Source organism: Nocardioides sp. NPDC057772 (assembly GCF_042798075.1).
Taxonomy (GTDB): domain Bacteria; phylum Actinomycetota; class Actinomycetes; order Propionibacteriales; family Nocardioidaceae; genus Nocardioides.
Window position 1 is genome coordinate 1 of record NZ_JBHVKN010000041.1, and the last position, 13,503, is coordinate 13,503.

Below are 13,503 nucleotides of genomic sequence, written 5' to 3' on the forward strand. Positions count from 1 at the left end.
CCCGGTTAACCGGGTATCCCTGCACTTCTCTGGCGTTGCAATGCCAGAGAAGTGCAGGGATTGCCAGAGAAGTCAGGTCAGGTCGGCGACCACGATGGTGTGATTGTCCGGCTCCCCAGCAGTCACGACGGCGGCGCCCACTGCGTCGGCAACCTCCTGAGGACCGGCCTCCGCGGTGATCAGAGCGGCCAGGTCGTCCACGTAGGAGTGGACGCCGTCGGTGCTCAGCACGAGCCGGTCGCCTGACATCAGATCGAGCGAGATCTCGTCGGCGACGACTCCCGGGACGAGGGCGCGGTTGAGCAGCGCCCGGTGCTCGTGGGAGCGAGCCTCCTCGAGGGTCAGCTGACCCGCCTCGACCATGGCCGCGACCACCGTGTGGTCGTGGGTGACCTGGCGTACGTCTCCATCGCGGACGAGGTAGACCCTCGCGTCGCCGATGTGGGTGATCCGCGCGGTCGAGCCGTGCAGGTCGATCGCGGTCAGGGTGGTGCCCGACTTCGGCACCTCGCCGAAGACCTCGTGGATCGCAGAGGTCAGCCCGCCGGCGGCGTACGCGGTCAGGACCGCCCCGGCGAGATCATCGCGATCCCCGAAGCCGTCGGCGACGGCGATCAGCTCGGGGGTGACCAGGAGCGCGTCCTGCTGGGTGGCGCGGCCACCCTGTTCGTGGCTGACGCCGAACTCCGCGTGCAGTCTCTCGGTGGTGGTTGTCATCGGTCGTGCCTCGTTCCTCATCGCGTGGACGAGGATGGAGACCATGGTGCGCCGCGTGGCTGTGTCGGCCTCGACCTGGCGCCAGTACCTCTCGATCTCCGCCGCCGCGGCGGCGGCCGGCATGTCGAGGATCTCCCGGATCCGGGCCAGCGGCATCCCGACCAGGCGCAGGGTCGCCACCAGTCGGGCGAGTCCTACCTGGTCAGGCGCATAGCGACGGTAGCCCGAGTGTGCGTCCACCTCGGCAGGCGGTAGCAGACCCAGGTCGTCGTACAACCTCAGTGCCTTCGGCGTCAGCCCGGTCTCCCGGGCGAAATCGCCGATGTTCACAAGCCCCTCCAGGCCGCTCATGCGGTCGCTCGCTGACGCTCGCTCATGCTCACCATCCTCCCCGGTGATGGTCACCGGTGTCATCAGATTGGTGTCTGCCCTTGGGGCAAGCTCAAGCCCCGGTCTGCTCAGCCCACTTCTCCAGCAGCCGGGCGAGCGAGCGTCGTTCGGCGGCGGTGAAGACGGCCAGCAGGCGATGCTCGTTGGCGATGTGGTCGGTGAAGGCGGCGTCGATCAGCTCTCGTCCGCTCTCGGTCAGGGCGATCCGGCGCCCGCGCCCGTCCTCGTCACGACGGCCACGGCTGACCCAGCCCTGGGCCAGGCACCGGTCGACGCGCTTGGTGACCGCTCCCGAGGAGACCATCGTTTGCTCGCCGAGCTCCTTCGGAGTCAGGGCGTACGGAGCACCTTGCCGTCGCAGCGTCGCGAGCACGTCGAACTCCCCCTCCCCGAGCCCGTGCTGGGCGTAGACCGCCACGAGCTCGTCGGTGAGCCGCAGCGCGATGCGGTGGACTCGGCCGATGACGGCCTGCGGGGTGACGTCGAGGTCGGGCCGCTCTCGCTCCCACTGCGCCATCACGGTCGAGACATGGTCTGCCATGACTCTGGAATATATCTGACATGGAAGATATTATCTCTTCCATGGAAAGTAGATTCGCCACCCTCACGCTGACCGCGATCGCCCCGGTGGCCTGGGGGTCGGGCTACTTCGTCACCGCCACGTTCCTGCCGCCGGACCGGCCGCTGTTCGGAGCCGTGGTCCGGGCGCTCCCCTTCGGCCTCCTGCTCCTGGCGCTCCGACCGAGCTTGCTCCACGGCTCCTGGTGGTGGCGCACGGCCGCGCTCGGCCTGCTCAACTTCGCGGCGTTCTTCACCCTCGTCTTCGTCGCCGCCTACCGGCTCCCCGGCGGCCTCGCCGCGACCCTGACCGCGGTCTCGCCGATCGTGGTGATGCTGCTGGCCTGGGCCTTCGCCGGCGAACGACCACGCGCCGGATCGCTCGCGGCCGGCGTCGTCGGCGCCATCGGGGTCGCTCTGCTCGTGCTCCGCGGCGGCGCGAGCCTCGATCTGCTCGGCGTGCTGGCCGCCTTCGCCTCGGTGGCCGTCTTCGCCACCGGCTTCATCCTCGTCAAGGTCTGGCAGCCGCCCGTCGGCCTGCTCACCTTCACCGCCTGGCAGCTCGTCCTGGGCGGTCTGCTCCTGACCCCGGTGGCCCTTCTCGTCGAAGGCCCGCCGCCCACGCTCGACCTGCCGGCGGTCGGCGGCTACGCCTACATCGGCATCGTCGGCACGGTCGTCGCCTACGCGGTCTGGTTCCGCGGCGCCCGCCGGCTTCCCGCGGCCGCGGTGTCCCTGATCGGCCTGCTGAACCCGGTCGCCGGCATCCTCATCGGGCTCGTCCTCGCGGGCGAGCACCTCACCCCGGTGAGCGCTCTCGGGATGGCGCTGGTGCTCGGTGGCGTACTCCTCGGACAGCCCGCCGTGCTCGACCGGCTCAGGCCGCGACGTACGCCTTCACCGGGTTCGTGTGCGGACGTTGGAGTCGCCGGATAAGTTCACCTCCATGAAACTGCGTGCGCGTGCGCTCGAGCTGCTCGTCTTCACCGTCGGTGCCGGCACCTTGGGATCGGAGATGGCCGCGGCACGGCTGCTCGCTCCGTGGTTCGGCGACTCGACGATCGTGTGGGCCAACACGATCGCCACGGTGCTGGTGGCGCTCGCACTCGGCTACTCCGTCGGCGGCAAGATCGCCGACAGGAACCCGCACCCCTCGGGCCTCGCCAAGATCGTGCTCGTCGCCGCCGCCCTCCTCGCCGCGGTGCCGTTCATCGCCGACCCGTTCCTCCCGCTCGCGGTCAAGGCGGTCGACCAGCTCAGCATCGCCACCTTCGCAGGCTCGCTGGTCGGGGTGGGCGTCCTGCTCGCGATCCCGCTGTTCCTGCTCGGCATCGTCAGCCCCTACGCAGTCCGCTTGAGCGTCGAGGCCGTCGAGGACGCCGGCCACGCGGCCGGACGCCTCTACGCGATCTCGACGGTCGGGTCGCTGGTCGGCACCTTCGCCGCCTCGCTGTTCCTCATCCCGGTCGTCGGGACGCGGCGTACGTTCCTGATCTTCGCGCTCTGCATGGCGGTCTGCGCGATCCCGCACCTCGTCAAGCGGCGCCTGCCGGCCGCCGTCGTCCCGGTCGCGATCCTCGCCCTGATCGCGTTCCCGACCGGGTCGATCAAGACCCTGACCAGCAATGGCGGCGAGGTGATCTGGGAGAAGGAGACGGAGTACCAGTACGCCCGCGTGGTCGAGTACGACGACGGCACCCGTTACCTCGAGCTCAACGAAGGCCACGCGGTGCACTCGGTCTACACCGAGGGCGAGTGGCTCACCGGCGCCTACTGGGACGAGATGCTCTCGCTGTCGTACGCCGGCGCGGAGGCCCCGAAGTCGGTGGCGATCCTGGGCTCGGCCGCCGGGACCACCGCGCGCCAGTTCGGCCACTTCGCCCCCGACACCCGGGTCGACGCCGTCGAGATCGACGAGGAGGTCACCAAGGTCGGCCAGGAGCTCTTCGACCTCGAGGACCAGCCCAACCTCCACCTCCACACCGCCGACGCCCGCCCGTGGCTGCAGAAGCAGACCCGGAAGTACGACGCGATCATGGTCGACGCCTACCACCAGCCCTACATCCCCTTCTACCTGACCACGAAGGAGTTCTTCGCGCTGGCGAAGGCCCACCTGAACCCGGGCGGGGTGCTCGTCGTGAACTCAGCCCACCCGGAGGGCTCGACAGCGCTGGAGAAGGTCCTCACCGCAACGCTGCGGACCTCGTTCGGCGAGGCGGTCTGGCGCTCGGACTCCGGTCCGACCAACACCCACCTGATCGCGACGGTCGACCCTGAAGCCGATCCCGCTGCGAATCTCACCGCCACCGCTGAGTCGCAGCCCGCCGATCTGGCCGACACCCTCACCGACTCGGCGTCCCGGCTCGAGCCGGGCCTCCGGGGTGGGACGGTCTACACGGACGACATCGCGCCGGTCGAGTGGCTCACCGACCTCAGCCTGCTCGAGGTTGCCTGACCCGCTCGGGCGCTTCACCTCCCCGATCGGGATCTTGCGCAGGCACCCGACGCAGACCTGGTCGGGCGCGACCTTGCTGAGCCGACGCGGCGGCAGCACGTGCCACGTGCCCAGCCGGCGACCACACACGGTCAGGACGTACCCGTTGCTCCTCTTGGCCGAACGAAGGTGCCAGAAGCTGCCCCGGTCGGTCCGGTAGACCAGCGGGTCTTTGGCCAGGACCGGCGGTCTCTCGCTGGATCCCATGCTGAGTCGGTCGTCTACGAACACGAATTCCCCCCAAGGAATGTCGATGGCTCTCGTCGTTGAGTGCCTCGAGACGCCGGAGTCACAGCTGGGCCATGCGCCCAACGCCCCGAGACGCCTTCGACCATATGTCCACTCATTGCAACGGGTCAAGGCGGAAAGGGTGGGGCTATGCGGCTATTCGGGATCTGTACGGCTCAGTAACGTGTTCTCCTATGAGCAACCCCCGTCCGCGCGGCCTGCCGAAATACCTTCACGTGGCCGACTATCTGCGGGCCCAGATCGACGACGGCACCTATCTGCCCGGCGAGCGTCTACCGACCGAGCCCGAGCTGATGGACACCTTCCCCTACGACCGCGCCACGATCCGGCGAGGCCTGGCGGTGCTGCGCAACGAAGGCCTCATCACCAGCGAGCAGGGGCGCGGCGTCTTCGTACGCGATGCCACCAAGACCCGCTACGACCTGATGAGCATGCTGATCACCGACCCCAGCCACCCGGCGAAGCCCGACGCGGCCTACCACCAGCCGCCGCGCGGCCCCGACGACGGCATCTCGGTCGAGCACTCCTACGAGGTCATCGCGGCCGGCGAGAAGCTCGGAGAGGCCTTCGAGCTCGACCCGCGCAGCGAGCTGCTCAGCACCACCTACACGTTCTTCATCAGCGGTGACACCGCCGAATACCGCACCACGGCCTACATCCCGTACCCGCTGGTCATCGACACCCCGCTGGCCACGCCGACCGACGACTGGCCGCAGCCGCCGATCAAGGACCTGCTGGCCACCGTCGGTATCAAGGTCACCACGGTCGCGATGGACATCGAGTCGCGGATGCCGACGCCGCAGGAGACCTTCGACCTGCAGATCCCCGACGGCACACCCGTGTTGTCCGACCGGCGTCGCTTCCTCGCCGACGACCGGGTCGTGTGCATCACCGACTCCGTCGGCGTCGCCGACCGGATCGTCTACGGGCTGGACCTGAAGCTGCAGTGACCCGGCGCTACGCCAGGTCGTGGACGAACTCGCTCAGCTGGGTGAGGTTGCGGCACTCCCGCATCTCGATGATCGACCCGTAGCGGGTCGCCTCGGAGTCGCCGGTGTCCCACTGCGTACGGACCTCGGGGTTGAGCCAGTAGGAGTGGCGCGCCGACTCGGCCATCGCGCGCAGCGAGCCGACGGCGAGGTCGGAGTAGTTGGACCGGGCGTCGCCGAGGATCAGCAGCGACGACTTCGGGCCGAGGGCGTCGGCGTGCCGCTCCTGGAAGAGCGAGAAGGCCCGGCCGTAGTTGGTCCGACCCATCCGGGCGGCGTGCTCGGTCGCCTTCGTCAGCTCCGTCATCGTGTCGACCAGGTCGGCGCCGGGGCGGAAGTACGAGGTGACCTCGTGGATCTCATCGACGAAGGTGAAGGCGCGCACCTTGCCGAACTGCTCGCGCAGCGCGAAGACGAGCATCAGCGTGAAGGTCGCGAAGTTGGACACCGACCCGGAGACGTCGCACAGGATGACCAGCTCGGTGCGGTGCGGTCGCTTCGGCCGGAACCTCAGGTCGACGGGTACGCCGCCGGTGGACATCGAGGACCGCAGGGTACGTCGCAGGTCCACCGCCCCGCGGCGACGAGCGTGGTGCTCCTGGGTGAGCCTGGTCGCCAGCCGGCGCGCCAAGGGATAGATCTCGCGCCGGAGCGCTTCGAGGTCGGCCCGCCGCGCGTGCAGGAAGTCGAGCTTCTCGATGGTGGGACGTACGGCGATCCGGGCGATCTGCTCGGGGCCCTTCTCCTCCGCGATCCGACGGCGGGCGTCGGCCTCGACGAGACCGCTGAACCGATCCACGCGCCGGCTCCCGACCCGCGCCGCCTCCTCCTCGGTCCAACCGCCCTGCTGGAGCCCCTCGATGAGCCGCGAGGTCAGCTCGTCGGTCGAGAGCCGGCGCAGCGCGGTGTAGGACGACCACGAGCTCAGGCCCGGACCACGGCCGGGCATCGCGCCGAAGCGCGCCACCGCCTCGGCGGCCAGCTGGCGGAGCATCTCGGCGTCGTCAGCCTCCAAGGCCTCGGCCAACCGCGAGGTGAACTCGGCCAGCGCCTCGGGCCCGTCCTTCGCGACCCCGGCGGCCTCGGCGTCTGTGTCGACGCCCGAGCCGACCATCCGCGGGAAGTAGAGCTCGAAGAGCCCGTCGAAGGTGGCCCGCTGGTTGGCGCGCTTGACCAGGGTCGCGGCGTACGCCTCCTTGACCTGGGTGCGGTCGTTCCAGCCGATCAGGCCGAGGGCGGTGACCGCGTCCAGGCCCTCGGAGAGCGACACCGGCAGCCCCGCTCCCCGAAGCGCTTCGAGGAACTCGATGTGCCGGTCGAGGAGGGTCACCGCTTCAACCGCAGCTCTCGGACCGCACGGTCGACGTCGGAGGAGTGCTTGAGGACGACACCGAGGGTGTCGGCGACGGCCTTGTCGGAGAGGTCGGTGATCTCGAGCGCGATCAGAGTGCGCGCCCAGTCGACCGACTCGGCGATCGAGGGCGACTTCTTGAGCTCCAGCTCGCGCAGCCGGCCGACCACGGAGACGAGCTGACGCGCCACCTTGTCGTCGAGACCAGGAACCTGGGAGAGCACGATCTCCCGCTCGCGATCGGCGTCGGGATAGTCGAGGTGGAGATAGAGGCAGCGTCGCTTGAGCGCCTCGGAGAGCTCGCGGGTGGCGTTGGAGGTGAGCACGACCAGCGGACGGCGGGTCGAGGTCATCGTGCCGAGCTCGGGGATGGTCACCTGGAAGTCGGAGAGCACCTCGAGCAGCAGACCCTCGACCTCGACGTCGGTCTTGTCGACCTCGTCGATGAGCAGCACCGTCGGCTCCTCGCGGCGGATCGCGGTCAGCAGCGGCCTGGTCAGCAGAAACTCTTCGGAGAAGATGTCGTCGTGGGTCTCCTCCCAGGCCTGGCCGTCGCCGGCGGCCTGGATGCGGAGCAGCTGCTTCTTGTAGTTCCACTCGTACAGCGCCCTGGCCTCGTCGAGACCCTCGTAGCACTGCAGCCGCACCAGCTCCGCGCCGGTCGCCCGGGTGACCGCCTTGGCCAGCTCGGTCTTGCCCACACCGGCCGGCCCTTCGATGAGCACCGGCTTCTCCAGCGCCCCCGCGAGGTAGGTCGTCAACGCGGTCGAGTCGTCCGCGAGGTAGCCGACGTCTCCCAGGCGGGTGACGGCCTCGGCGGGCGAGGAGAACCAGGAAGACGTACGGGAAGGCATGACGCGACACTAGCGACTCTGCTCCGGCTCCGCTCCCGGTGTCCGGATGGGACTTTCGTCATAGTGTCGGAACGACCCGTCACCGCGACACCGATCGGTCGTTAGGTACGTCGTGCACTCGGACACCCCGCGATCGCTGACGCTCGTCGCCGTCGCCATGAAGGTCTGCGCGCTGACCGCGCTGGCGGCCTTCTGTCTGGTTGCCATCACAACGCCGGCCGAGCCCCGGTCGCTCGCGAAGCGCGAGCAGCCCGAGCTCGCCGCGATGCTCGAGCAGCACCACTGCGTGGCGCCGCCGACGATCGCACCCTGGCGCCGGGAGAGCGCCATCATCCGCACGCCCCTCGGCGAGCTGAAGCACGTCACCCTCGACGTCGGCCAGATGATCGAGAAGGGCGAGGCCCGCGGCGAGCTGGTCGCGTTCTGCGCCGATCCGGTCGCGACGACCCGCTAGAGAGGTCGTCGCGCGGGGTCAGCTGGCCTCGGCGAGTGTGTTCGCGAACAGTCCGAGCACGCGGTCCAGGGCGGCACGGTCGCCCTCGACCTGGAGCCCGGCCTCGGCGATCGCGGCGTCGACGGGGAAGCCCATGAAGACGACACCTGTCCACGCTGTCGAGTCACCTGCGATGGTCACGTCGGCGTCTTCGAGCGTGCCCTCGGCGAGGTCGAAGTCGTTGCCCTTCCAGATCAGCCGGAACTGCTGCGGGTCGGCGTCGGGGCGGCGTACGTCGGAGAGCTCCCAGGCGACGCTGACCGGTTCGGGGGTCGTCGCGCTGCCGGCGGGCACCATCGTGCGCATCGCCACCATCACGCCGCTGGGCGTCATCCCAGCGGACATGATCGGGAACCGGGACGAACCGTGGGCCCAGCGTCCGAGCGCGCCGAGGATCGTCTCGAGCTCACGGCCCCACGGGGTGAGCGCGTAGGCCGTGGTCTTGGTGATGTAGCCGAGCTCGGTCTCGACCACGACGCCGGCGTGCTCGAGAAACTGCAACCGGTCCTTGAGCTCGTCGGCGCCGACCCCGATCACGGACGATTCCAGGTCACGTGCGGTGCGCGGCCCGAACATCAGCTCGCGCACGACGATCAGGCTCCACCTGTCGCCGATCAGGTCCAGTGCGTGCGCGGCGGCGCACGCGTCTCCGAGGTCCCCGTAGGTCAGGTTCAGGGTCACGTCGATCCTCTCCGAGTCATTCGATCTCATCGAGCGTAGTGAGCCCGGACTACGCGTCGTCAGTGCCAGAGGTCCCGCCGTGCGCGGTGAATCCGGCGCTATGCGATGGCTGCGTACGCAGCGGCGACCCGCTCCACGGCCCGCCCGTCGCCCTCGACGCTCATCGTGCCGACCGGCGCTCCGCCGAAGACCACACCAGCCCAGGCGGACGAGTCACCGGAGACCGTCACGTCGGGCGCATCGTCGACGCCCTCGGTCAGCTCGAAGCGGTCATCGTCCCAGCGCAGCCGATAGCGGCGTACGCCCGCGGCGGGACGCCGCTCGTCGTGCAGCATGATCGCGATCCGCACGGGGCCGTCGTCCCACTCGGGCATCGTGGCGTAGGGCGCCATCGTGCGCATCGCGACGATCACCCCGTCGGGAGTCATGCTGCCCTCCGGCACCGGGAAGCCGGGCGAGCCCTGGGCCCAGCGGCCGAGCGACCGCATCACGTCCTCCAGGCCCCGCCCCCATTCAGTGAGCCGGTAGACGCGGGTCTGTCCGAGGTCGTCGAGCTGGGCCTGCTCGACCACGCCGGTCTCGCGCAGCGCCTTCAGCCTCGCGGTGAGGACCGCGGGCGTGATCCCGACGACGGCCGAGGCCAGGTCGGCGAACCGGCGCGGGCCGAGCATCAGCTCGCGCGCGATCACGATGCTCCACCGGTCCCCGATGACGTCCATCGCGTGCGCGGTCGCGCAGGCATCCCCCAGGTCGGCGTACGTCTGCTTCTTCGGCATCGATCCTCCTGACTCTCTTCACAAGAGTATCAACTATGTTTAACGTAGTCCGCATGACCACGACCTCACTCCCGCCCGTCGTCGACCGGACGACCTATCTGCACGAGCGCTACGCGCTCCTCGACCAGGAGAAGGCGCACACGCGCGCCGGCGACGCCCTCGCCGCCGCCCGCCGAAAGCTCCCGATGACGGAGGTCGACGCGACCGCACCGCTCGTCGGCGCCACGGGTCGCGTCAGCCTGCTGGACGCCTTCGAGGGGCGTACGCAGCTCTTCGCGAGCTACCACATGTGGCACACCCGCCATGCGGCCGCCGACCAGTGCGAAGGGTGCACGTTCTTCAGCGGCGGGGTGGGCGAGCTCGGCTACCTGCACTCCCGCGGAGTGACGTACGCGGTCCTCTGCCAGGGCCCCTACCCGGAGAGCTCCCGCTACCGGGACTTCATGGGGTGGGAGATGCCGTGGTACTCCGTGCCCGAGGACTCCTGGGATCCGCTCGACGTGCGCGGCTACTTCGGCGGCAAGGTCTGCTACCTCCGCGACGGGGACCGGGTCTTCGAGACGTACCGCACCACGGGCCGTGGCGTGGAGCCGATGTCGGCGTCCTACGGGATCCTCGACATGACCGTCTACGGACGGCAGGAGGCCTGGGAGGACTCCCCGGAGGGCTGGCCCCGCCGCGCGGGCGGCGAGGGCAGCCAGTTCCGCAGCGAGGAGACGCCGACCACCAACCATCGCCCCGGCGTGAGCGGCCGCCCGATAGCGCAGTGGTCGCGGATCGTGGCCGGCCGCGACGACGATCTCGGATCCGACCACGCCCCCGACTCCGACCACTGCTGCCACTGAGGAGAACCAGATGCGTACGACGATCGCCCTGCCCACCCGTGACCGGTCCCGGTCCCATGTCTTCCTCCGCGACGGCCTCGGCCTCGGGACTCCCGGCGACCCCGCCCAGGACGGGGTCCCCGAACCGCTTCGCGCGACACTGTCAGAGACCTGCGAGGTGATGATGATCCCGACCGGCGGGTTCAAGTGGGTCACCGGACAGCTCGGGGACGAGCCGATGGATGCGGCGACCCTCCCCGCCCCGGACGACCTGAAGCAGTGCCTGGTCACGATCGAGCTCGATTCACGAGACGAGGTGGAGGCGCGCTATGCGACCGCGACGGCTCTCGGCCGCGGCGTACTCGGGCCGGAGGCGGCTCCGTGGGGCGAGTACCGCGCGGTCGTCGCGGACCCCGACGGCCATCTCTGGCAGCTGACGGCCCGCTGAGGCGAGGTCGTGCCGCCCCTAGAATCTCCCTATGGCCGGAGACGACACACGGATGCTGCTGCTGGGGGCGGTGGCGCTGTTCGAGCCCGTCAACGGCTACCAGATCCGGCGCGAGCTGATGTCGTGGCAGGTCGACCAGTGGGCCAACATCAACCCCGGCTCGATCTACCACGCACTGAGCTCGCTCGCCGACAAGGGCCATCTGACAAGGCACGACCTGGTCGACAACGGGCGTACGGTCGCGGTCTACGAGATCAGCGCCGGCGGCCGCGCGGAGCTGGAGCGCCTGATCACCCGGTCGCTGGAGGCCGTCGACGCCTACAACGGCCTCTCCTTCTACGCCGCCTTCTCGCTGGTGCCGCTGCTGGAGCGGAAGGCCGCGGTCCAGCACCTGAGCGTCCGGCTGAAGAACCTCGAGCGCACGATCAAGGAGCTCGACGCGGCCGCCCGGGTGAATGCGCGCATGGCGCCACCCCACACCGTCAGCGGCCTGCACCTCCAGATCGACAAGCTCCGCTCCGAGCGATCGTGGCTGGTGGAGGTCCTGGACGACGTACGCAGCGGCAAGCTCTTCTTCGCCGGCGACGCTTCCGGCTGGACCCCCGCCGACGACGACCCGGGCTGGCAGATGGACGCCGACCGGAAGCGCTATCGGGAGATGCTGCGCGGCTGAGGCTCCCCTTTCCCGGGGAATCGGTTTGACAACCCGGGTTCAAAATTGAACACTCCGGGCATTCAACTTTGAATAGCCCGGTAAATCGGGTGATTGTGGTCCGTGCTTGTCTGGACTCGCACGCACAAGGGAGTAACACATGATCCACGCACGCGGCCTGAGGCACACCTTCGCCTCCGGCCATGGCAAGCAGAAGAAAGAAGTCGTCGCGGTCGACGGGGTCGATCTCGACGTCGACGAGGGTGAGGTCGTCGGCTTCCTCGGGCCGAACGGCGCCGGCAAGACCACCACCCTCCGCATCCTCACCACCCTCCTCAAGCCCACGTCCGGCACCGCCACGGTGGCCGGCTTCGACGTGGCCAAGCAGTCCGTCGACGTCCGGCGGAGCATCGGCTACTGCTCCCAGGTCGGATCGACCTTCTCCGGGGCCTACGCGGGCGACGAGGTCGTCGACCACGGGATGCTCTACGGGATGTCCAAGAAGGACGCCACAGCGAACGGGCAGGCGCTCTTCGAGCGGCTGCAGCTCGAAGGGCTCTGGCGCCGCAAGCCGCGCAACATGTCCGGCGGCCAGAAGCGCCGACTCGACATCGCGATGGCGTTGATCCACGCCCCCAAGCTGGTCTTCCTCGACGAGCCCACCACCGGCCTCGACCCGCAGGCGCGGGCCAACCTGTGGGACCACATCGCCTCGCTGCGTACGGACCACGGGGCGACGGTCTTCCTGACCACCCACTACCTCGACGAGGCCGACACCCTCGCCGACCGGGTGATGGTCATCGACCAGGGCCGCATCGTCGCCAACGACACCCCGGAGAACCTGAAGGCAGCCGTCTCCGGCGACCTGGTCTCCCTCGAGGTCGCCACCGACGAGCAGGTCGCGATCGCCCGCGAGAAGCTCGGCTCGATCTCGGAGAACGTCGAGGTCGACGAACGACTGGTCAGCGGCCGGGTGCCGCGGGCCGGGAAGGCCGTCCCCGGCCTGCTGCGCGACCTGGAGTCCAACGGCGTCTCGCTGGAGTCGATCGAGGTGGCCCGGCCCACCCTGGACGACGTCTTCCTGACGCTGACCGGGCGCTCGCTGCGCGACGCCGAGGAAGGCGCACCCGAGGCCGAAGAGGCTGAGCAGAATTCGGGGGCGAAGTGATGACCGAGTTCCAGCAGCCCGTCCTCAAGTCCGGCTTCCTGCGGGAGTCGTTCGTCGTCTTCAACCGGCAGCTGCGGATGAACCTCCGCAACCCCGCCTGGGTGCTCATCGGCGTGATGCAGCCGATCCTCTACCTGGTGCTCTTCGGGCCGCTGCTCGAGCCGCTCATCGAGCAGCTCGGTGGCAACGCCTACAACTGGTTCGTCCCCGGCATGCTCGTCCAGCTCGGCGTCTTCGGCGCGATGTTCGCCGGGTTCTCGCTCATCGGCGAGTGGCGCGAGGGCGTCATCGAGGCGGAGCGGGTCACCCCGGCCTCGCGCGGGGCGCTGCTCTTCGGGCGCCTCTACCGTGACCTGCTGCAGATCCTGGTGCAGGCGATCATCCTGGTCGCCCTCGGCCTGGTGATGGGCATGGACTTCAAGCCGCTCGGCATCCTCGTCGGCATCGCGATCACGGTGCTGATCGGTGGCGCCGGGGCCGCCGCCTCCAACGCGTTCGCGCTGCTCGTCAAGAGCGAGGACGTGATGGCGCCGGTGACCAACATGCTGCTGATGCCGATCCTGCTCCTCTCGGGCATCTTCCTCCCGATGAGCTTCGGCGCCCAGTGGCTCGAGACGCTGGCGGACATCATCCCGACCAAGCACATCGTCGACGCGGTGCGAGCCTCGTTCTTCGGAGACCTCGGGATCGCCGACATCGGCTGGGGCGTCGGCTGGACCCTGGTCCTGTTCGTGCTCTCCGTCTGGTGGGGCATCTCCACGTTCCGCAAGGAGAACGCTTAGGAAGACACGCGCTGTCTCTCAGCGGCGCCTCAGCGAGGGGTGGCAGGGTAGGAGTGTGAACAGCCCTGCCATCCCGA

The 13,503-nt window shown here is 69.3% G+C and carries 15 protein-coding genes; 9 read left to right on the top strand and 6 right to left on the bottom strand.

Translation table 11 applies throughout. The features are described 5' to 3' along the window. Positions 1 to 72 precede the first annotated feature (72 nt). On the bottom strand, positions 73 to 1,068 hold the full coding sequence (locus tag ACFVJS_RS09900) for a MerR family transcriptional regulator (protein WP_378878912.1): 996 nt from the start codon (positions 1,066 to 1,068) through the stop codon (positions 73 to 75). Between the two features lie 91 nt (positions 1,069 to 1,159). Further along, positions 1,160 to 1,648, bottom strand: coding sequence for a MarR family winged helix-turn-helix transcriptional regulator (locus tag ACFVJS_RS09905; protein WP_378878914.1), 489 nt, complete (start codon positions 1,646 to 1,648; stop codon positions 1,160 to 1,162). A 41-nt stretch (positions 1,649 to 1,689) separates the two neighbouring features. Here ACFVJS_RS09905 and ACFVJS_RS09910 point away from each other — a divergent pair, with 41 nt between their 5' ends. From ACFVJS_RS09910 to ACFVJS_RS09920, 3 genes are all read left to right on the top strand, one after another. Further along, positions 1,690 to 2,601: a DMT family transporter gene (locus tag ACFVJS_RS09910; protein ID WP_378878916.1), complete on the top strand. Its 912-nt coding sequence runs from the start codon at positions 1,690 to 1,692 to the stop codon at positions 2,599 to 2,601. Between the two features lie 10 nt (positions 2,602 to 2,611). Further along, positions 2,612 to 4,120 (top strand): spermidine synthase, encoded by a 1,509-nt coding sequence (locus ACFVJS_RS09915; RefSeq protein ID WP_378878918.1) that lies wholly within the window; start codon positions 2,612 to 2,614, stop codon positions 4,118 to 4,120. 461 nt (positions 4,121 to 4,581) lie between these two features. After that, complete coding sequence (locus ACFVJS_RS09920; protein WP_378878920.1) at positions 4,582 to 5,358, top strand: GntR family transcriptional regulator; 777 nt, start codon at positions 4,582 to 4,584, stop codon at positions 5,356 to 5,358. Positions 5,359 to 5,365: 7 nt separating this feature from the next. Here the strand turns inward: ACFVJS_RS09920 and ACFVJS_RS09925 are convergent, their stop codons facing one another. Together ACFVJS_RS09925 and ACFVJS_RS09930 are read right to left on the bottom strand one after the other, a co-directional pair. Beyond that, positions 5,366 to 6,727, bottom strand: coding sequence for a VWA domain-containing protein (locus ACFVJS_RS09925; RefSeq protein ID WP_378878923.1), 1,362 nt, complete (start codon positions 6,725 to 6,727; stop codon positions 5,366 to 5,368). Next, entirely contained in the window at positions 6,724 to 7,602 is an 879-nt protein-coding gene (locus ACFVJS_RS09930) for an AAA family ATPase (RefSeq protein ID WP_378878925.1), read from the bottom strand. The genes ACFVJS_RS09925 and ACFVJS_RS09930 overlap by 4 nt, the downstream gene beginning before the upstream one ends. Positions 7,603 to 7,714: 112 nt before the next feature. On the opposite strand from ACFVJS_RS09930, the gene ACFVJS_RS09935 reads away from it, so the two are divergent. Then, on the top strand, positions 7,715 to 8,056 hold the full coding sequence (locus tag ACFVJS_RS09935) for a hypothetical protein (protein ID WP_378878927.1): 342 nt from the start codon (positions 7,715 to 7,717) through the stop codon (positions 8,054 to 8,056). Positions 8,057 to 8,074: 18 nt separating this feature from the next. Here the strand turns inward: ACFVJS_RS09935 and ACFVJS_RS09940 are convergent, their stop codons facing one another. Further along, positions 8,075 to 8,776: a winged helix-turn-helix transcriptional regulator gene (locus ACFVJS_RS09940; protein WP_378878930.1), complete on the bottom strand. Its 702-nt coding sequence runs from the start codon at positions 8,774 to 8,776 to the stop codon at positions 8,075 to 8,077. A gap of 98 nt (positions 8,777 to 8,874) precedes the next feature. Then, positions 8,875 to 9,552 (bottom strand): winged helix-turn-helix transcriptional regulator, encoded by a 678-nt coding sequence (locus tag ACFVJS_RS09945; RefSeq protein WP_378878932.1) that lies wholly within the window; start codon positions 9,550 to 9,552, stop codon positions 8,875 to 8,877. 53 nt (positions 9,553 to 9,605) lie between these two features. Between ACFVJS_RS09945 and ACFVJS_RS09950 the strand changes: the two genes are divergently transcribed. From ACFVJS_RS09950 to ACFVJS_RS09970, 5 genes are all read left to right on the top strand, one after another. After that, positions 9,606 to 10,397 (top strand): DUF899 family protein, encoded by a 792-nt coding sequence (locus ACFVJS_RS09950; RefSeq protein WP_378878935.1) that lies wholly within the window; start codon positions 9,606 to 9,608, stop codon positions 10,395 to 10,397. 10 nt (positions 10,398 to 10,407) lie between these two features. Then, positions 10,408 to 10,824, top strand: a complete 417-nt coding sequence (locus tag ACFVJS_RS09955; RefSeq protein ID WP_378878938.1) for a VOC family protein — start codon at positions 10,408 to 10,410, stop codon at positions 10,822 to 10,824. Positions 10,825 to 10,855: 31 nt separating this feature from the next. Beyond that, positions 10,856 to 11,497, top strand: a complete 642-nt coding sequence (locus tag ACFVJS_RS09960) for a PadR family transcriptional regulator (RefSeq protein WP_378878940.1) — start codon at positions 10,856 to 10,858, stop codon at positions 11,495 to 11,497. Positions 11,498 to 11,636: 139 nt separating this feature from the next. After that, complete coding sequence (locus tag ACFVJS_RS09965) at positions 11,637 to 12,644, top strand: ATP-binding cassette domain-containing protein (RefSeq protein WP_378878943.1); 1,008 nt, start codon at positions 11,637 to 11,639, stop codon at positions 12,642 to 12,644. Continuing rightward, the gene (locus tag ACFVJS_RS09970; RefSeq protein ID WP_378878946.1) at positions 12,644 to 13,426 is read left to right on the top strand and encodes an ABC transporter permease; all 783 of its coding nucleotides are present in this window, start codon (positions 12,644 to 12,646) and stop codon (positions 13,424 to 13,426) included. Before ACFVJS_RS09965 ends, ACFVJS_RS09970 begins: the two co-directional genes overlap by 1 nt. The last annotated feature ends 77 nt before the right edge of the window (positions 13,427 to 13,503 follow it).